We start from the raw sequence: 18,823 nt of genomic DNA on the forward strand, positions 1-18,823 counted from the left end.
GCTTTATATGGCAGTTTCCCTCGTTAAAGGTGGTAATGTATCCCTGACTAAAGAAGCACCGACAATGAATGTTGCTATGGTCGGTCTGGGATGGGATGCTCGTGTTACTGACGGCGCAGATTTTGATTTAGATGCTTCTGTATTTATGGTTGGAGAAGACGGTAAAGTTCTCTCTGATGCAAATTTTATCTTCTTCAACAACAAAGTAAGCCCATGTGGTTCTGTTGAACACCAAGGCGATAACCGTACTGGGGAAGGCGACGGTGATGACGAACAAGTCAAAATCGACCTGACTAAAGTTCCTGCTGAAGTGAAAAAACTGGTTTTCTCTGTCACGATTTATGATGCAGAAACACGTAAACAAAACTTTGGCATGGTAAGCAACAGCTTTATGCGTGTTTACAACAACGATACCAATGCTGAAATTGCACGTTTTGACCTATCTGAAGACGCGTCAACTGAAACAGCAATGATTTTTGGTGAGCTATATCGCCATGGTAACGAGTGGAAATTCAAAGCGGTAGGCCAAGGCTTCGCGGGTGGCTTGAGTGCATTAGCAGCTCAACACGGTGTCAATATCTAATTCACCTTAACTAAGATGAGCACTGCCCTCATCTATAAAGATTACTGGCAGTCATCAAGCTCTCATCTCTCTCTTGATGACTTTATTTTCCCAAGAGACTGATAATAAAATCAGTCTCTACTAACCACCTGTTTATGTTTATATTGGTAGTGCTTTTTATGGAAATGGCGCCAGTGTGCGTCTTGCGCAGCTTGCAATAATTCAAAATCCCCACGAGTATCACCCCAAGCGCGTAGGTGATATTGACCCAAGTCACCGTATACCTGCTCTAAACGTTTTACTTTCTGTTCACGGCGGCAGTTTTGGCCAACCAAATTCCCCGTTAATTTACCATTCACCACTTCAAGTTCAGTACTGATCAACTTGATGCCTAACCTTTTTGCAAACGGCTTAAGGACCAGAGATGGTGAGGCGGAACAAATCGTCACTTCAGCACCACTTTCAACTTCAGCGGCAACACCTAATACCCCTTCAGGGCGCATCAATTTCGTCCAATAAATCTTACAAAATTGTTCGGCTTTCTCTTTTAGCCACTTCTCGTCAACCCCCGTGAGAAAGGTCTTAATCAGCACTTCTTTTAATTCGTCACGCGTGAGCTTGCGCCTAGCACATTGCAAAGTAGGCAAAACCAATCTAATAATTTTGCGGGAAAAACGATATTTCCCGAACGCAAATTTTAAAAATGGGATAAAGCTGTCACGATATGTTAATGTGCCATCGAAATCAAAAACAGAAAGTACATTAACGGCATGGGCGGTATTGTTGGGCACGAATGAAAACTCCAAAAACGCTGCGTTGCCTCCAACCTGCCTCTATTAGGCAGATCAGAGGTATTCTATAATAAATAACTAGGCGCCTTGCCATTAGCTAATTTGCTTAACCTCAACACGTAACTCTTTAGGCACTTCAAACACAATATTTTCTTCGCGGCCTTGAAGCTCTACAACCTCATCGGCGCCAAACTCTTTCAGTTTATCGATCACTTGGCGAACTAAAATATCAGGCGCTGAGGCTCCCGCAGTCAAACCGATAATTTTTTTATCGACTAGCCACTCTGTTTTAATGTCTTCAGCACCATCGATGAGATAAGCTGGTTTTTTCATTCGGGAAGCCAATTCCGCCAAACGATTCGAGTTTGACGAATTTTTAGACCCCACAACCAACACAATATCTGCACGCTCAGCAAGTTCACGCGCTGCTTCTTGACGATTGGTCGTCGCATAGCAGATATCATCTTTACGCGGGCCAACAATGCTTGGGAAACGTTGAGTTAATGCATCAATAACATCAGAGGTATCATCGACCGAGAGCGTTGTTTGGGTCATAAAGCACAAATTATTTTCGTCTTTTACTTGCAGCTTCCAGACATCTTCTGGGCTTTCAACAAGGTACATTCCACCTTCTGGATTACTGTACTGCCCCATGGTACCTTCTACTTCTGGATGGCCTGCGTGACCAATCAAAATAGCTTCTTTGCCTTTTCGGCTAGCACGCGCCACTTCCATATGTACTTTGGTCACCAATGGACAAGTCGCATCAAATAACATCGTCAGATCACGTGAGCGCGCTTCTTGACGAATAGCTTGAGAGACGCCATGAGCAGAAAAAATCAGGATCGAGCCATCGGGTACTTCAGAGATCTCTTCAATAAAAATAGCACCGCGCTGACGCAGATCATCTACCACATAACGGTTGTGAACAACCTCATGGCGTACATAAATAGGTGCACCATAAAGCTCAAGTGCTCTTTCTACAATGCTGATCGCACGGTCTACCCCTGCACAAAAGCCACGAGGGTTAGCCATTAATATTTGCATTTTGACTCTCCAATTGCGGGTCAATCTCAAGTACTTCAATATCAAAAGTGATTTGTTGCTCTGCTAACGGATGATTAAAATCAATCGTCACAGATTCACCTTCTATTGATTTTACTACTCCAGGCATCTCACTGCCATTCATTGCAGTAAAAAGCATGATTGTGCCAATCTCAGGTATCCCTGTTTCCGTAAAATCACGCAGAGAAAAGTATTGAATTAAATCAGGATTATGTTTACCAAAGACCGTATCACCCGGTAATGAAAAACTTTTCTTTTCACCCACACTCAGCCCAACTAATTGCGCTTCTAATTCAGGTGAAAGTGAACCATCCCCTAAACTAAACAACGCAGGTTTACCCTGACTATGGGACGAATCGGCTGTCGAACCATCTTCTAGTTTCAACGTAAAATGCAACAATACCGCGCTTTGTGGTTGTACCTGAGTAGACATAAATCGAACCTATTTCTATTATAAAAATCAGCCCGGCAGAACCGGGCTGAGGGTTATTATATCAGTTAATTTGCTTTCTTTTTGTCCTTGTCAGGCAAGAAGCCTTCTAAGATCACTAAAGCGGCACCAATACAAATCGTAACATCTGCAAGGTTAAATGTTGGGTAATGCCAATTGCCTATATAAAAATCAATATAATCAATGACAAAGCCATGTATTAAACGATCACTCAGATTGCCAATTGCTCCACTGATAATCAACGCATAAGCGATATTGCTTAGTCGTTTTTGCGCGCTTTGGCGATACATCATTACCATTAAAATGACAGATATCGTCACCGCGATGCCAGCAAAGAACCAACGTTGCCAGCCTCCCTCATCAGCAAGAAAACTAAATGCGGCACCAAAGTTTTGTGCATACATCAAGTTGAGGTAAGGCATGATTGGATATAATTCATGCAGGTTCATCTCTTTCAAGACTAACTGTTTAATGCCTAAATCCAATGCAATCAGCACAACGGTTAACCACAACCAACGTAACCCAGTAGAACAAATAGGTCTCTTCATTATGCAAACTTACGTATTTCACCGTTTCCGGCTACGTTAGTGACACAGCGACCACACAATTCAGGGTGATCAGCAACGGAACCTACATCATTAGCATAGTGCCAGCAGCGAGGACATTTCTCACCAGCAGCCTTGCTAAAGCCAATTTTCAAGCCACTTAGCTCTGATTGTTGTGCATTCGCTGGTGCCTCAGCAATATCAGCAACTCGTACTTGAGAGGTCAACAACACAAAACGGAGCTCATCCGCTAAGCTATTGAGCTTCTCTGCAAGCGCTTTATCCGCATACAAGGTGACAGAGGCCTCTAATGAGCCACCGATATGTTTATCTGCACGTGCTTGCTCAAGAACTTTGTTAACTTCACCACGAACAGCAAGTAGCTCAGCCCAGAAATCATCATTCATGTTTTCTGTTTCTGCCAAACCAAATAATGCGTCATACCACTCTTCGGTTAATACAAACTTAGCACGCTCACCTGGCAGCTCGTTCCAAATTTCATCCGCAGTGAACGACAGTATTGGTGCAATCCAACGAACCAAGGCTTCCGCAATATGGAATAACGCTGTTTGGCAGCTACGACGAGCAAGGCTATCACTCTTCGCGGTATACTGGCGATCTTTAATGATATCCAGATAGAATGAGCCCATTTCGATAGAGCAGAAATGCATAAGGCGCTGAATGACTGACAAGAAGTCATATTCGTCATAAGCTTTAGTGATCTCTTTTTGAGCCTCAAGTGCACGCCCTACTGCCCATCTATCTAACACCACCATCTCTTCAGGTTTAACCATATCAGTTTCAGGGTTAAAGCCGTTCAGGTTAGCCAGTAAGAAACGTGCAGTGTTACGAATACGGCGATAAGAGTCTGCCGCACGTTTTAAGATCTCATCCGATACCGCAATTTCACCAGTGTAATCGGTAGATGCCACCCATAGACGTAAAATATCAGCACCCAGTTTGTTCATCACATCCTGTGGGCTAATTGTGTTACCTAAAGATTTAGACATCTTGCGGCCTTGACCATCGACAGTAAAGCCATGAGTCAGTACTTGACGATAAGGTGCTTTGCCTTTCATTGCCGTTGAGAGCATCAATGAAGACATAAACCAACCACGATGTTGGTCTGAACCTTCAAGGTACATATCTGCTGAATTACCGTGATACTCAGGACGTGCATCCACAACGGCAAAATGTGTCGACCCTGAATCAAACCATACATCCAGTGTGTCTGGCACTTTACGGTAGATTTCAGCTTCATCACCTAATAGCTCAGCAGCATCCAGATCCCACCATGCTTGAATACCATCAACTTCAACACGTTTAGCGACTTCTTCCATCAACTCCAACGTGCGAGGATGTAACTCTTCGGTCTCTTTATGCACAAACAGTGACATTGGTGTTCCCCACGTACGTTGACGCGAGATACACCAGTCAGGGCGGTTTTCAACCATTGATTCGATACGTGCACGACCCCAACCTGGGATCCACTGAACGATATCAATCTCTTTTAGTGATTGCTCACGCAAGCCATTCTTATCCATGCCAATAAACCATTGTGGTGTAGCACGGAAAATGACTGGGGTTTTATGACGCCAACAGCATGGATAGCTATGTGAAATAGCTTGCTTATACAGCAATGCGCCTTTTTCTTTCAGTAACTCAACGATGACATCGTTAGCTTTGAAGATGAACACACCATCCAAGGTTGGATAGGTATTCGCAAGGAAGCAACCATCTGGACCTACTGGGTTTGCAGTTTCTAGGCCATATTTTTGACCGACTACATAGTCTTCTGGACCATGACCTGGGGCGGTATGCACTGCCCCTGTACCGGCATCTAGAGTAACGTGATCCCCTAAAATAGCAGGCACATCAAAGCCCATAAATGGATGCTCGAAGCGCAATAATTCAAGGGCACTGCCTTCGCATTCGCTCAGCACTTCCCATGACTCAATGCCCACTGTTTTCATGACATCTTCAACGAGATCAGCCGCAAGGATAACGACTTCGCCATTGGCTTCAACCAACTGGTATTTAAACTCAGGGTTCAGTGAGATAGCACGGTTAGCTGGTAACGTCCAAGGCGTTGTGGTCCAAATGACTAGCGCTGGCGTTTTATCACCCACTACGCCAAATTTTTCGTACACCGCGTTGCTATCTACGGCAGGGAAACGAACGTAGATAGATGGTGACGTTTTGTCATAGTATTCAACTTCTGCTTCAGCAAGTGAAGACCCACAAGCAGTACACCAGTGAACTGGTTTTGCCCCTTTCACTAGGTGACCATTAGCGATAGTTTTCGCCAATGCTCTGATAATGTTTGCTTCTGTTTTGAAGTCCATCGTCAGATACGGCTTATCCCACTCACCCAAAACACCAAGGCGAATAAAGTCAGCTTTTTGGCCTTCAATTTGCTCTTTAGCATATTGACGGCATTGTGCACGGAATTCAGCGGCGGAAACTTTTTCCCCTGGCTTGCCTACTATTTGCTCAACTTTATGTTCAATAGGTAAACCATGGCAATCCCAACCAGGGATGTATGGGGAGTCAAAGCCCGCCAGCCCTTTGGATTTAATAATAATGTCTTTGAGAATTTTGTTGACTGAGTGACCAATATGAATACTGCCGTTAGCATACGGAGGACCATCGTGCAGAATAAATGTTTTTTTGCCCGATTTTGCTTTACGGATAGCATGATACAAACCTTCTTTGTACCAGCGCTCTAACATCTGTGGTTCGCGTTTGGCGAGATCGCCACGCATTGGAAACCCTGTTTCTGGTAGATTCAGGGTATTTTTATAGTCACTCATCGATTCTCAGTTCCATTTTCCGCTAAATTATCTGACATTTATTGCCGCTAAGTAATCCCTAGCCGCAATCACATCTTTAGCGATTTGCTCCTTAAGTGCGTCTAATGAAGCAAACCGCTGTTCGTCGCGTAATTTCTTACGCAACACGACATCAATATGACGTCCGTATAAATCCATATTGGCATCAATCAGATGGACTTCTAATTGCTGCCCTTTACCAGATACTGTTGGCCTAGTACCTATATTTGCTACACCAGGCAAGGGCTTATCCCCTAAACCGTAAACTTCTACAGCATACACACCCGTCACAGGTGTGACTAATCGTTTTAATGGCAGGTTTGCCGTTGGAAAACCGATGGTACGCCCAAGTTGGTTTCCATGCACAACACGCCCACTGATACGATATGGGTGGCCTAATAACGTTTCTGCTAATGCCAGATCGTTATCTTGTATTGCTTTGCGAATCGCAGTGCTACTGATACGCAACCCCGAATCACAAAAACTTTCTGTATCCGCGACTTGAAACCCATACTGGCTACCTGCTTGCTGTAGGAAAGCAAAATCGCCCATACGATTCTTACCAAAACGAAAATCATCGCCTATGGCGAGGTATTTTACGCCCAATTTTTTTACCAGTAGTTCAGCGACAAACTCATCTGGCGTTAAAGAGGCAAAATGTTGGTTAAACTCAACACACAGTAGGTAATCAATCCCACTGTCTGCCAAGTATTTCACTTTGTCTCGCAGACGCGTCAAACGAGCAGGCGCTTTATCACCAATAAAAAACTCAAGGGGTTGTGGTTCAAAAATCATCACGACAGAGGGTAACCCCAACTGCTCACCCTTTTGCTTCAAATTTTGAAGTAAAACCTGATGCCCACGATGGACACCATCAAAATTACCAATAGTCAGCACGCAACCATGATGGCACGCCCGGATATTTTGTATACCGCGAATTAGCTCCATAACAGGCTCAATACCGAGGAAATTGCTGGATTATACCTTGTACGACGCTTAAGGTTAACCCAAGTTCGTAAAAGGTTTCATTCAATCGCCATTTTTTGATCAATACACAAGTTACAGCCCAGTTTTAGCCTGAATAAAACCCCGACTAAGCGGTTTTAACGAAAAAAATTTAGCTGTTTCTGAATATAAAGATCAAAATATAGGGATAACCAATGGATTATCAATACAACAAAATTGCGCTGAGGTCTCGAAAAATCGTAAATTTTTCTGATTTTCGTCCAGACTTATGCAAGCCATTGTTCTCAATGACCAATAAACAAACAATTATTGCGTGATAATTATACTAACTGCTATTATCTTCAACTCAAAAATTTTTTCAGTAAAAAAATTTTTTATTATGTGCCATCAAATACGCTTTTTTTTCGCGTGAAGATCTGTATTCCTCTAGCATTTGCTGGTAGAATCTTGCACCATTCACAAACGCACTTACGTCGATGTACACGACGTTTATTTGCACAAATCCATTGACAAATGAAGGGCGAAAGGGCATATTCCTCGACCTTTGAATTGTCCTCAATAGAATACATTTGGGAGTTGGACCTTGGCTAATATCAAATCAGCTAAGAAACGCGCTATACAATCTGAGAAACGTCGTCAGCACAACGCTAGCCGTCGTTCTATGGTGCGTACTTTTATCAAGAAAGTTTACCTTGCTATCGCTGCTGGCGATAAAGAAGCGGCTCAGAAAGCATTCAATGACATGCAACCTATTGTTGATCGTCACGCCACTAAAGGCCTGATCCACAAAAACAAAGCAGCGCGTCATAAAGCTAACTTAGCAGCTCAAATCAAAGCTATGTAATTTTGCTTCTTGATTAGCTAAAAAAACCGGCTTCTGCCGGTTTTTTTGTCTGTTAAACTTTTTTCTCAAGCTTATCAAATGGCGCTGAGAACAGATTGGAAAAATCTTTGTTACAGACACGCTGAACCGCAGGATGTTGGATCATGCGTTCCGCAAAAATGACAAAATACTCTTCTTTAACGCTATCTAACCGACCGAGTTCGATAACATCCTCCCCTCCCAAAATATCCGCGGCATATAATGAGGGAGCAACAAAGATTGCATTGTGATGCATACCAAAGGCTTTCATTAAAGCAGCATCATCAAATTCACCAAGTACTTCAACTTGCAAATTCTTATTACGGATCCAAGTCAATAAGTGGCGTCCTAACATTGAACGGCGACCAGGGATCAGCAAACGACGCTCTTCTAAACATTCAGGGAATGGCTTTTTAGGTGCAGGGTCGCGGCAAAAGAAACTCACACTGCACTCGCCTAACTTCACAGAAAATAGGCCTTCTTGCTGTGATGAATCGACTGGGCAATCAGATAAAATCATATCAAGTTTGTGTTGGCTCAGTTGCTCAAGCAACATTTCATGAGTCGATTCAAAGCAGCGAAGATGGATCTGCTCATGTTCAACAACTGCCGTTTCTAAAACTCGACTTACTAACTGTTTCGATAAGGCATCAGCAACACCGACATCAAACAACAAATTTGATTCTCGGCTATAATTGACAATATCAAGCATTTCTTGGCTTAACATAAACATTTTGTCAGCGTAGCGAAAAATGAGTTGCCCAAGCTCTGAGGGAACTAAACCGCGCCCTTGGCGCTTAAATAATTTACCGCCTAGCCGCTCTTCTAATGCTTTTATTTGCCCGGTAATGGTTTGAGGGGTTAAATACAACGCTTCAGCCGCCCCAACGACAGACCCTTCTTTACAGACATGCCAAAAATAATAAAGGTGGTTAAAATTAAGGTGTGAAACCCGCATATCGATTCCTTCTGTACCGCCAATAATAATCAATACTGACCATACTATTTTTCACTGCTCCTTTTGCAGGAGTTATATAGATATACCCACAACACAAAAAAGGTGTGTTGCGGGTATATCATAGTCCATTAACTCGGAATTTCTTACTATTTATTTCTGAATTTATTGGAATTCAGACAATCACTATTTTTGTTGAGGTTTCGGTAACACTACCTTTAACAAAAAGTAACCTAAAAAGGCAGCTAATGTTGATCCAAGTAAAATTCCTAGTCTTGAATAGGTACTATAGCTATCATCCAACCCATCAAATGCCAGTCCGGTAATAAAGATAGACATAGTAAAACCGATTCCACATAAAACAGATACTGCGAATACTTGCCTCAAATTAATGGACTCAGGTAATTTTGCAAACCCAAGTTTTACCGAAACCCAACTAAAGAGAAAAATCCCTAAAGGCTTACCAAAAAGTAAACCTGCCGCAACCCCTAAAGGTAATGTACTCATCAATCCATCAAACGTGACGCCGTTTAATTGAACACCTGAGTTGGCAAAAGCAAATATCGGTAAAATCATATAAGCAACCCAAGGGTGTAGCACATGCTCAAGCTCTTCTGACGGTTTTGTATTATTTGTGCCATGCAGTGGTATCAAGAAACCGACAATGACCCCCGCGAGAGTTGCATGCACGCCTGATTTAAGAATACAAACCCAAAGGATCAGCCCGATAACTAAATAAGCTGCGGTATTTTCAACTCGCCGCCAATTCATGATAACCAGTAATGCCACACATAAAGCCGCTAAACCAAGCGCGACTAAAGATAACGAACTGGTATAGAAGAATGCGATAATCACAATGACACCAAGGTCATCAATAATCGCTAGTGCCAATAAAAAGACTTTTAACTCTGTTGGCACTCGCTTACCTAAAAGCGCCATAACCCCTAGGGCGAAGGCGATGTCTGTTGCTGCGGGTATTGCCCAACCTTGGCGTGTAATATCATCAGCGCCATTAAACAGCAAATAAATGAGTGCAGGTGCTAACATCCCACCTAGCGCTGCAACAGCAGGAAAAATAGCTTTATCTTTCCCTGCAAGCGACCCCTCAAGCAGTTCTCGTTTAACCTCAAGACCGACGACAAGAAAGAAAATCGCCATCAAAAAATCATTAATCCATAGAATTAATGGCTTATCGAGCTCTAGTGATGAGATCTTAACGGAGATAGGTATATCTAAAAACTGCTGGTATAGTCCCTGAGCTGGCGAATTCGCCATAATTAATGCGACTATGGCAGCAATAATTAGGAGTAGCCCTCCCGCTGCTTCTAACCTTAAAAATTTACGGATGATTGCTGTCATATATTTAACCCCAAAATAAACAGAGTGTTAATATTATGCTAATCATTAGTTCGTAAAAAGTCGTTTATTTATCAGTAATGATTCGACATTCTCGAGCAATATGAGAAATTACTCACTCTTTTTGTTTAATTACTGTTAAATTTAAATATAGACAAATTTATTTGAATCCATATTTTTCTTTTTTACGCAATCGCAGTACACATCCCGTTTATTAAGATAATATGCTTAACAGATCAACCACTAGCCACTTTTTTAGAGTAAACGCTCTTTTTCGTGCCGGCTCACAAAATAAAGCTTCACCATCCAGTGAGTGACAATCAACCTCGTAAGCCCTTCACAAAAAAGCCTCATTACGTAATACTGAATGACAACCTATTTCACCTATTCGTATTATGACAACCTATGTTTTGCTCGCTGTATTATTTGCAGCATTTTGTCACGCCAGTTGGAACGCCATCGTAAAATTCGGTAATGACCGTTTTTTCGGTTTAGTCATGATCTCATTATTTTCTGCGGTGTTAGCAATACCGGCACTGTTTGTGTTGGGGTTGCCTTCCGTTCATGCCATACCTTGGTTAGCCTTATCACTCCTTTTTCATCTTGGCTATGCCTATTTTTTAAGCCAAGCCTATACACATGGTGATTTAGGGCAGATATATCCCATTTCTCGAGGTTCTGCACCGCTTATTACTGCCTTACTCAGTTTGCTAATCTTCCATGAAATGATCTCTTTAATTGGGCTACTTGGGATCCTATTCATTATGAGTGGGGTGATTATTATTGCGTTTGCCGGAAGAAAGCTGACGCTCAATATCACAGGAAAAGCACTCTTTTACGCACTGTGCACTGCTTTTTTTACCGCCTGCTATACCTTATCCGATGGGCAAGGCTCTCGGGCTAGCGAAGATCCTATCGTGTATACGTTATGGCTATTTTTGCTTAACGGCATAGTACTTACTCTCTCGGGCGCTTTGAAATATCAAAAAACCCTGTTTCAAGGTATCAAACAGTATTGGCGCTCTGGTTTAATTGGTGGATTAATGCAGTTAGTGAGTTATGGCATTGCTATCTGGGCAATGAGCCAAGCCCCCATCGTTTTGGTTGCTGCGGTCAGAGAAACCAGCGTACTTTTCGCGATGTTTTTATCTATCGTTTTCTTAAAAGAGAGGTTCAACTTCATGCGCGTTACTGCTTGTATGATTATTTTAGCTGGTGTGTTACTCGCGAAGCTAAGCCATTAATACAAAGAAAGGCACTAATCTCAAAAAAAAGCCCGCAACTAAGCGGGCCGTTTAATTTATTATTTGTTAGTTAGGTCATCAAAGAATTTCTTCACGCCGTCTAAAAAGCTTTTTGAGCGTGGGCTATTCTTTTCGCCACTCGTACCACCGAGTGATTCTCCAAACTCTTTGAGTAGCTCTTTTTGCTTCTCATTCAATTTAACTGGTGTTTCAACGACAATATGGCACATGAGATCACCCTGCATACCACCACGAACAGATTTCACGCCTTTGCCTTTCATGCGGAAAATTTTACCGGTTTGGGTCTCTGCTGGGATTTTCAGTTTGACGCGACCATCAAGGGTCGGGACTTCTATTTCACCACCTAATGCCGCAACCGCAAAGTTAATCGGAACTTCGCAATGTAAGTTGTTGCCATCACGTTCAAAAATACTGTGTGGTAACACACGAACTTGAACAAACAGATCCCCTGCTGGTGCCCCATTTTCCCCAGCTTCACCTTCACCGGATAAACGAACACGGTCGCCAGTATCTACCCCTGCTGGGATTTTCACTGATAGGGTCTTATAGCGTTCAACGCGGCCATGACCATGACACTTGTTGCATGGATCTTTAATAATTTTGCCTCGGCCATGACAAGTTGGACAAGGTTGCTGTACAGAGAAGAAGCCCTGACGCATGTGTACCTGACCCATACCATGACATGTTGGGCAAGTATCTACGCTGGTTCCCGGTTTAGCACCATTACCATGGCAGACATCACAGGTTTCCAAAGCTGGGATACGGATCTCTTTGGTCACTCCACGGACAGCCTCTTCAAGGGTCAGCTCCATGTTGTACTGTAAATCAGAACCACGGCTTGGGCGCTGCTGTCTGCGGCCACCTCCAAAGATATCACCGAAGACGTCACCAAAGATATCGCTAAAATCAGCACCGCCGCCAAAACCGCCGCCGCCCATGCCACCTTGCTCAAAGGCAGCATGGCCATACTGGTCGTAAGCTGCGCGCTTCTGCTCATCGGACAGGACTTCGTAAGCTTCTTTTATCTCTTTAAATTGAGCTTCTGCTTCATCTTTTTTATCCTGATTACGGTCAGGATGATACTTCATTGCTAAACGCTTATATGCGCGTTTGATGTCTTTATCTGAAGCATTTTTTTCGAGGCCTAAGACCTCATAAAAATCTCTTTTCGCCATTTATTTTACCCTTAACATGCCGACACGGGCGTGGAGTTTCCTCGACGCCCGTGTTCGGTATCAGTAACCATTAATAACCATTAGCAAGGTCACTGCGCCCGCTAAGGGCATTATTTTTTGTCTTTATCGTTAACTTCTTCGAACTCAGCATCAACAACATCGTCATCTTTCTTCGCTTCTGCGCCTGCGCCAGCATTTGCTGAGCCAGCTTGAGCTTGTTGTTGTGCAATTTCCAGAAGTTTAGCTGAAGCAGTTACTAAAGCTTGGATCTTCGCTTCGATATCTGCTTTATCTTCGCCTTTGATTGCTGCTTCTAGCTCAGATGTTGCTTTTTCGATATTCGCTTTATCTTCTGCTGGCAGTTTATCGCCTGCTTCTTCAATTTGCTTACGCGTACCGTGGATCAGTTGGTCAGCTTGGTTACGAACCTGAACTAACTCTTCAAATTTACGGTCTGCTTCAGCGTTCGCTTCCGCGTCACGTACCATTTTTTCGATTTCCTCGTCGTTCAGACCGGAAGAAGCCTTAATGGTAATGTTTTGCTCACGACCACTGTTTTTATCTTTCGCTGATACATGCAAGATACCATCAGCATCGATATCAAACGTAACTTCGATTTGTGGCATACCACGTGGTGCTGGTTGAATACCATCTAAGTTAAACTGACCCAGTGATTTGTTATCACCGGAACGCTTACGTTCACCTTGCAGAACATGGATTGTTACTGCAGCTTGGTTGTCTTCTGCTGTTGAGAACACTTGGCTATGTTTCGTTGGGATAGTGGTGTTCTTCGGAATTAACGGAGTCATCACGCCACCCATTGTTTCGATACCTAAAGACAGTGGCGTTACGTCAAGTAACAGCACGTCTTTAACATCACCCGCTAACACACCACCTTGAACTGCTGCACCTATTGCAACGGCTTCATCTGGGTTCACGTCTTTACGTGGTTCTTTCCCAAAGAAATCAGCAACTGCTTTTTGTACCAAAGGCATACGGATTTGACCACCAACCAAAATAACATCGTTGATGTCATTTACGCTTAGGCCAGCGTCTTGTAGCGCAACCTTAACAGGCTCCATGGTACGTTTAACTAAATCTTCTACCAGTGACTCTAATTTCGCACGAGTCACTTTGATGTTCATGTGTTTAGGACCTGTTGCATCTGCTGTAATGTACGGCAGGTTAACATCTGTTTGCTGTGCAGAAGAAAGTTCGATTTTCGCTTTCTCAGCCGCTTCTTTCAGACGTTGCATTGCCAGCGGGTCATTACGTAGGTCAACACCTTGGTCTTTTTTGAATTCTTCAACTAAGTAGTTGATCAAACGGTTATCGAAGTCTTCACCACCTAAGTGAGTATCACCATTGGTTGCCAGCACTTCATATGTTTTTTCACCATCAACTTCATCAATTTCGATGATTGATAGGTCAAATGTACCACCACCTAAGTCATAAACTGCGATAGTACGGTTACCCACTTCTTTATCTAAGCCATAAGCCAATGCTGCGGCTGTTGGTTCGTTGATGATACGCTTAACATCAAGACCAGCAATACGGCCAGCATCTTTTGTCGCTTGACGCTGAGCATCGTTAAAGTATGCAGGAACAGTAATAACAGCTTCTGTTACTGGCTCACCCAAGTAATCTTCTGCTGTTTTTTTCATTTTTTTCAGAACTTCAGCCGAAACTTGTGGTGGAGCCATTTTTTGGCCTTTTACATCTAACCAAGCATCGCCGTTATCTGCCGCAATAATTTTGTATGGCATAATAGCCACGTCGCGCTGAACTTCTTCGTCTTGGAAACGACGGCCGATCAGACGTTTGATCGCAAATAATGTATTTTCAGGGTTAGTCACTGCCTGACGTTTTGCTGGCTGACCGACCAAAATTTCACCGTCTTGTGTGTACGCAATGATGGAAGGAGTAGTACGATCACCCTCGCTGTTCTCAAGAACACGAGCAGCTGTGCCATCCATAATTGCAACGCATGAGTTAGTTGTACCCAAGTCGATACCAATAATTTTACCCATCTAAAACGCCTCCAAAGGAATTCTTTTTTGTTCAATTTCATTACCAATCTATATGAGGCTCAATATTTCATTTTCAAGGGAGTTTTTACTCCGAGGCTCAATTTTTTTGCTTTACACAATTATTCGACTGATAACGAGTGATGCTTTAAAGATGGGGTCGTAAATTCATTCATCAAGGGGATGACTTAAAAAAATTTCATATTTTTTGCAAAAAAACCTGTCTTTCGATCATTGTTTCAGCAAAAAAAACTGCGTATGATTCGCCGCCAACCTAAACAAGCTGGCAAAAAATTTTATATCTTTTTGAATTTTAATCATTTTTCACCAGAGGTTATATGCAATCCAGCTCTATTGCTAATCCGGGTCCACTTGGTTTATTGGGCTTTGGTATGACTACAATTCTGCTCAATCTCCATAATGCAGGTTTTTTCCCTCTCTCATCAGTGATTTTGAGCATGGGGATTTTTTATGGTGGTATTGCTCAGGTGATAGCCGGACTTATTGAATATAAGAAAGGAAATACGTTTGGCGCAACAGCCTTTAGCTCATACGGGATGTTTTGGTTAACGTTAGTTGGCCTATTATTTTTGCCCACGCTGGGCTTAGCAGAGCCAACCGGACCTGCATTTTTAGGGGTTTACTTACTGATTTGGGGAGTCTTCACCTTCTTTATGTTCCTTGGAACATTAAAAGCTAATTTTGTTTTGCAATTTGTTTTTGGCAGCTTAACCGTACTGTTTGCATTGTTAGCCATCGGTAATTTAACAGGCAATAGCACTATTTTAACGATCGCAGGCTTTGAAGGGATTGTTTGTGGCGCAAGTGCATTCTACTTAGCAATGGCTGAAGTGTTGAATGAGCAATATGGCAAAACTGTTTTACCAATAGGGCAGCGCTGTTAATCGTCGTCGTAAGCAAGTCAGGTGAGTGAACCTCACCTGACTTAATAATCATGATTTAAGAGCGGATCGCCGACTTTGGCCTAAATGCCTTCACAACACTCGGATCCGTTTCGACATAAGGCCCATCGAGCAGTTGAATGCAGTAAGGCACACTAGCAAAAATCCCAGAGACGATGACATTCCCTTCCGCATCCTTTAACCCTTCCAGTGTTTCTGCAATGGCTTTAGGTTGACCTGGTAAGTTGAGGATTAATGCTTGATTGCGTATCGCCCCCACTTGGCGAGAAAGAATGGCCGTTGGCACAAATTTTAAACTAATTTGACGCATTTGTTCACCAAAACCAGGCATCTCGCGATCGGCAATCGCTAATGTTGCATCCGGCGTGACATCACGACGTGCGGGGCCTGTACCACCAGTTGTCAGTACTAAATGGCAGGCAAACTCATCCACTAGCTCACATAATGTTTGTTCTATCATGATTTGCTCATCAGGGATCAGGCGAGTTTCAATACGAAAAGGTGTTGTCAGCGCTTTCGCAAGCCATGCTTCTAAGGATGGGAGCCCTTTATCTTCATAAATACCACTTGAAGCACGGTCAGAAACTGAAACCAAACCTATGCGCAATTCATCCATACAAACCTCAATAAATAACCAATAAAAAGTGCTCATTGCGGGCAGCCCCCGCAAATCACGCGCATTAATACGTAGGTTATCATATCATGGGAAATATAAGGTTTCAGTGCTAAGTATCGCGATATTGCTTAGTGAAAATACATGAAGAAATGTAGGCCGTTCAGCATTAGCCGCGTCGTCAATGATTTCATTTAGTTAAATAATATTCAGGTTGCTTATCAGGGGCTCTTTTGTATTTGGTACTTACTGCTCCAAAATGCAAAAAACCCAGTGAAGACACTGGGTTCTCATAAAAAGTGAAGGCAGAAATTACAGTAGCTCTGCGATCATTTTTTCCAGTTTTTCTTGGTCAATAGCAAATTTGCGGATACCTTCAGCCAGTTTATCTACTGCCATCGGATCTTGGTTATGCTGCCAATAGAACTGAGATTCAGTCAGTTTAGCTTCTGGCTCTTTTGTCTTACCAGAGTCAGTTAATTTACGAACAACTTCGCCTTGCGCTTCAGAGAGTTCTTTTAACAGTGCAGGTGAAATCGTTAGGCGATCACAACCCGCCAGTTCCAAAATCTCACCAACATTGCGGAAACTTGCGCCCATAACGACGGTTTTGTAACCATGGGTTTTGTAGTAGTTATAGATCTCAGTCACAGAAATAACACCTGGATCTTCTTGCGGTGCATACTCTTTTTTATCGGTATTCGCTTTGTACCAGTCAAGAATACGACCAACGAATGGTGAAATCAGATAAACACCTGCTTCCGCACATGCACGAGCTTGTGCAAAAGAGAAAAGTAGGGTTAAGTTACAGTTGATGCCTTCTTTTTCTAATTTCTCAGCTGCACGGATGCCTTGCCAAGTTGAAGCCAACTTAATCAGAATACGGTCATTACTGATACCCGCTTCGTTGTACAGCTTAATCAGACGACGCGCTTTAGTGATACACGCTTCTTCATCATAAGACAGACGTGCGTCAACTTCCGTTGAAACACGGCCTGGAACCAGTTTTAGAATTTCCAAACCGATGTTGACTGCCAATTTGTCACAAGCATCAACAACCTGCTGTTCACGATGACTGCTTTGTTTACGGGCCCACTCGACCGCTTCGTCAATCAGTTTACGATATTCAGGAATTTGTGCTGCATTTAGAATCAAAGATGGGTTAGTTGTCGCATCTTGTGGTTTATAAAGCTTCATCGCTTCAATATCGCCAGTATCAGCAACAACGGTGGTCAGACTACGTAAGGAGGTTAATTTATCGGTCATTTCTTTAATCTCGTTGTTATAAAGGAATTGAGGCAAACGCCGCACCGTACAATGATAATATCACGCATCCAAGTTGCTGCAAGCGACTAAAACTATTCTATAGCAACTAATTGATATGCAATCGTTTTCGCAATTTAAATTAAAACTGAATCCTTTTAGCTTCGAATAAGCATAATCACAGTACGACAAAATAGAAAAATTGTTTTTACTTATCTCACCGATTAGCTATTTAATGGCAATTTTTGTTAAAGTGGTCGTCGTCATTTTATTATAGGGATCTTGCTATGCTCATCACAATCTCACCTGCCAAAACATTAGATTATGAAAGCCCGCTCGCAACACACTCTTTCACACAGCCTGAATTACTGAATGAGTCACAGCAACTGATTGAGGTTTGCCGCAAACTATCTCCAGCAGACATCTCAAGCTTAATGAAAATTAGCGATAAACTGGCTGGCCTCAATGCTGCACGTTTTGGTGAGTGGCATGCGGATTTCACGCCTGAAAATGCGCGCCAAGCTATTCTTGCATTTAAAGGGGATGTGTATACAGGAATGCAAGCTGAAACATTTTCTGCACAGGACTTTGAGTTTGCCCAGCAGCATTTGCGTATCTTATCAGGGCTATATGGCTTATTACGCCCTCTCGATTTAATGCAGCCTTACCGCCTTGAAATGGGAACGCGCCTAAAAAACCCTCGAGGCAAAGATTTGTATGAATTTTGGGGCAATATCATCACCGACAAGCTCAACAAAGCGCTTGCAGATCAAGGCGATCATGTATTAGTCAACCTTGCCTCAGATGAATATTTTAAAGCCGTTAATAGCCAAAAATTAGATGGTGTCATCATAAAACCGGTCTTCCTTGACGAAAAAAATGGCAAATATAAAGTGATCAGTTTCTATGCTAAAAAAGCACGTGGTTTGATGAGCCGCTTTATTATTCAAAATAAGCTAACCAAAACAGATCAATTGGCTGATTTTAACCTTGAAGGTTACCAATTCGATGAGAGCCAATCCAAAGGAAATGAGCTGGTCTTTACCCGTCCTGAACAACATTAATCCCCTAAATAAGGTGGTCGCTAGTGTGATCACCTGACTCACGACTCGGCAATATTGTCTCTTTTTTATCCTCCATCACATATTTACTAAAAATTTGTATTTTGGTTAA

At 42.7% G+C, this 18,823-nt stretch carries 17 protein-coding genes; 5 read left to right on the forward strand and 12 right to left on the reverse strand.

All coding sequences use genetic code 11. The features are described from left to right. The first annotated feature begins 7 nt into the window (after nucleotides 1–7). Nucleotides 8–583, forward strand: a complete 576-nt coding sequence (locus tag PR833_RS06385; RefSeq protein ID WP_004926799.1) for a TerD family protein — start codon at nucleotides 8–10, stop codon at nucleotides 581–583. A 110-nt stretch (nucleotides 584–693) separates the two neighbouring features. On the opposite strand, the gene PR833_RS06390 is transcribed toward PR833_RS06385, so the two are convergent. The 6 genes from PR833_RS06390 to ribF all read right to left on the reverse strand — a co-directional run bounded on the left by PR833_RS06390 (nucleotide 694) and on the right by ribF (nucleotide 7,193). Then, complete coding sequence (locus tag PR833_RS06390) at nucleotides 694–1,353, reverse strand: HAD family hydrolase (protein ID WP_272525975.1); 660 nt, start codon at nucleotides 1,351–1,353, stop codon at nucleotides 694–696. Nucleotides 1,354–1,446: 93 nt separating this feature from the next. Next, nucleotides 1,447–2,400 (reverse strand): 4-hydroxy-3-methylbut-2-enyl diphosphate reductase, encoded by a 954-nt coding sequence (ispH, locus tag PR833_RS06395; protein WP_004926791.1) that lies wholly within the window; start codon nucleotides 2,398–2,400, stop codon nucleotides 1,447–1,449. Further along, nucleotides 2,381–2,851 carry an FKBP-type peptidyl-prolyl cis-trans isomerase gene (gene fkpB / locus PR833_RS06400; RefSeq protein ID WP_036941890.1) on the reverse strand — a complete coding sequence of 157 codons (471 nt, stop codon included), beginning with the start codon at nucleotides 2,849–2,851 and terminating at the stop codon, nucleotides 2,381–2,383. The genes ispH and fkpB overlap by 20 nt, the downstream gene beginning before the upstream one ends. Before the next feature lie 65 nt (nucleotides 2,852–2,916). Beyond that, the gene (lspA, locus tag PR833_RS06405; RefSeq protein ID WP_004926783.1) at nucleotides 2,917–3,417 is read right to left on the reverse strand and encodes a signal peptidase II; all 501 of its coding nucleotides are present in this window, start codon (nucleotides 3,415–3,417) and stop codon (nucleotides 2,917–2,919) included. Continuing rightward, complete coding sequence (gene ileS / locus PR833_RS06410; protein WP_272525976.1) at nucleotides 3,417–6,227, reverse strand: isoleucine--tRNA ligase; 2,811 nt, start codon at nucleotides 6,225–6,227, stop codon at nucleotides 3,417–3,419. Before ileS ends, lspA begins: the two co-directional genes overlap by 1 nt. A 27-nt stretch (nucleotides 6,228–6,254) precedes the next feature. Beyond that, complete coding sequence (gene ribF, locus PR833_RS06415) at nucleotides 6,255–7,193, reverse strand: bifunctional riboflavin kinase/FAD synthetase (RefSeq protein ID WP_004926774.1); 939 nt, start codon at nucleotides 7,191–7,193, stop codon at nucleotides 6,255–6,257. A 601-nt stretch (nucleotides 7,194–7,794) separates the two neighbouring features. Between ribF and rpsT the strand changes: the two genes are divergently transcribed. After that, nucleotides 7,795–8,055: a 30S ribosomal protein S20 gene (gene rpsT / locus PR833_RS06420; RefSeq protein ID WP_014656814.1), complete on the forward strand. Its 261-nt coding sequence runs from the start codon at nucleotides 7,795–7,797 to the stop codon at nucleotides 8,053–8,055. 52 nt (nucleotides 8,056–8,107) lie between these two features. Here the strand turns inward: rpsT and nhaR are convergent, their stop codons facing one another. After that, nucleotides 8,108–9,031, reverse strand: coding sequence for a transcriptional activator NhaR (nhaR, locus tag PR833_RS06425; protein WP_014656815.1), 924 nt, complete (start codon nucleotides 9,029–9,031; stop codon nucleotides 8,108–8,110). Nucleotides 9,032–9,214: 183 nt separating this feature from the next. After that, complete coding sequence (gene nhaA, locus PR833_RS06430; protein WP_004926760.1) at nucleotides 9,215–10,387, reverse strand: Na+/H+ antiporter NhaA; 1,173 nt, start codon at nucleotides 10,385–10,387, stop codon at nucleotides 9,215–9,217. A 392-nt stretch (nucleotides 10,388–10,779) separates the two neighbouring features. On the opposite strand from nhaA, the gene PR833_RS06435 reads away from it, so the two are divergent. Continuing rightward, entirely contained in the window at nucleotides 10,780–11,628 is an 849-nt protein-coding gene (locus PR833_RS06435) for an EamA family transporter (RefSeq protein ID WP_272525977.1), read from the forward strand. A gap of 59 nt (nucleotides 11,629–11,687) precedes the next feature. Here the strand turns inward: PR833_RS06435 and dnaJ are convergent, their stop codons facing one another. Continuing rightward, nucleotides 11,688–12,824 carry a molecular chaperone DnaJ gene (gene dnaJ / locus PR833_RS06440; RefSeq protein ID WP_004926754.1) on the reverse strand — a complete coding sequence of 379 codons (1,137 nt, stop codon included), beginning with the start codon at nucleotides 12,822–12,824 and terminating at the stop codon, nucleotides 11,688–11,690. Nucleotides 12,825–12,934: 110 nt separating this feature from the next. Further along, nucleotides 12,935–14,854, reverse strand: a complete 1,920-nt coding sequence (gene dnaK / locus PR833_RS06445; protein WP_004926752.1) for a molecular chaperone DnaK — start codon at nucleotides 14,852–14,854, stop codon at nucleotides 12,935–12,937. A 335-nt stretch (nucleotides 14,855–15,189) separates the two neighbouring features. Here dnaK and satP point away from each other — a divergent pair, with 335 nt between their 5' ends. Then, nucleotides 15,190–15,756 carry an acetate uptake transporter gene (gene satP, locus PR833_RS06450; RefSeq protein WP_014656816.1) on the forward strand — a complete coding sequence of 189 codons (567 nt, stop codon included), beginning with the start codon at nucleotides 15,190–15,192 and terminating at the stop codon, nucleotides 15,754–15,756. A 55-nt stretch (nucleotides 15,757–15,811) separates the two neighbouring features. On the opposite strand, the gene mog is transcribed toward satP, so the two are convergent. Together mog and tal are read right to left on the reverse strand one after the other, a co-directional pair. Then, the gene (gene mog, locus PR833_RS06455) at nucleotides 15,812–16,390 is read right to left on the reverse strand and encodes a molybdopterin adenylyltransferase (protein ID WP_004926746.1); all 579 of its coding nucleotides are present in this window, start codon (nucleotides 16,388–16,390) and stop codon (nucleotides 15,812–15,814) included. Between the two features lie 309 nt (nucleotides 16,391–16,699). Continuing rightward, on the reverse strand, nucleotides 16,700–17,653 hold the full coding sequence (tal, locus tag PR833_RS06460; protein ID WP_272525978.1) for a transaldolase: 954 nt from the start codon (nucleotides 17,651–17,653) through the stop codon (nucleotides 16,700–16,702). 284 nt (nucleotides 17,654–17,937) lie between these two features. Here tal and yaaA point away from each other — a divergent pair, with 284 nt between their 5' ends. Next, nucleotides 17,938–18,714 carry a peroxide stress protein YaaA gene (yaaA, locus tag PR833_RS06465; RefSeq protein WP_004926740.1) on the forward strand — a complete coding sequence of 259 codons (777 nt, stop codon included), beginning with the start codon at nucleotides 17,938–17,940 and terminating at the stop codon, nucleotides 18,712–18,714. Nucleotides 18,715–18,823: the final 109 nt, after the last annotated feature.

This window comes from Providencia sp. PROV189, assembly GCF_028480065.1.
Lineage (GTDB): Bacteria > Pseudomonadota > Gammaproteobacteria > Enterobacterales > Enterobacteriaceae > Providencia > Providencia stuartii.

Excerpts from the sequence above, each read along its gene's own strand:
- dnaK (WP_004926752.1), bottom strand. The coding sequence starts at position 14,854 with ATGGGTAAAATTATTGGTATCGACTTGGGTACAACTAACTCATGCGTT.
- ribF (WP_004926774.1), bottom strand. The coding sequence starts at position 7,193 with ATGGAGCTAATTCGCGGTATACAAAATATCCGGGCGTGCCATCATGGT.
- satP (WP_014656816.1), top strand. The coding sequence starts at position 15,190 with ATGCAATCCAGCTCTATTGCTAATCCGGGTCCACTTGGTTTATTGGGC.
- nhaR (WP_014656815.1), bottom strand. The coding sequence starts at position 9,031 with ATGCGGGTTTCACACCTTAATTTTAACCACCTTTATTATTTTTGGCAT.
- PR833_RS06435 (WP_272525977.1), top strand. The coding sequence starts at position 10,780 with ATGACAACCTATGTTTTGCTCGCTGTATTATTTGCAGCATTTTGTCAC.
- tal (WP_272525978.1), bottom strand. The coding sequence starts at position 17,653 with ATGACCGATAAATTAACCTCCTTACGTAGTCTGACCACCGTTGTTGCT.
- dnaJ (WP_004926754.1), bottom strand. The coding sequence starts at position 12,824 with ATGGCGAAAAGAGATTTTTATGAGGTCTTAGGCCTCGAAAAAAATGCT.
- lspA (WP_004926783.1), bottom strand. The coding sequence starts at position 3,417 with ATGAAGAGACCTATTTGTTCTACTGGGTTACGTTGGTTGTGGTTAACC.
- PR833_RS06385 (WP_004926799.1), top strand. The coding sequence starts at position 8 with ATGGCAGTTTCCCTCGTTAAAGGTGGTAATGTATCCCTGACTAAAGAA.
- ileS (WP_272525976.1), bottom strand. The coding sequence starts at position 6,227 with ATGAGTGACTATAAAAATACCCTGAATCTACCAGAAACAGGGTTTCCA.
- ispH (WP_004926791.1), bottom strand. The coding sequence starts at position 2,400 with ATGCAAATATTAATGGCTAACCCTCGTGGCTTTTGTGCAGGGGTAGAC.
- mog (WP_004926746.1), bottom strand. The coding sequence starts at position 16,390 with ATGGATGAATTGCGCATAGGTTTGGTTTCAGTTTCTGACCGTGCTTCA.
- nhaA (WP_004926760.1), bottom strand. The coding sequence starts at position 10,387 with ATGACAGCAATCATCCGTAAATTTTTAAGGTTAGAAGCAGCGGGAGGG.
- yaaA (WP_004926740.1), top strand. The coding sequence starts at position 17,938 with ATGCTCATCACAATCTCACCTGCCAAAACATTAGATTATGAAAGCCCG.
- fkpB (WP_036941890.1), bottom strand. The coding sequence starts at position 2,851 with ATGTCTACTCAGGTACAACCACAAAGCGCGGTATTGTTGCATTTTACG.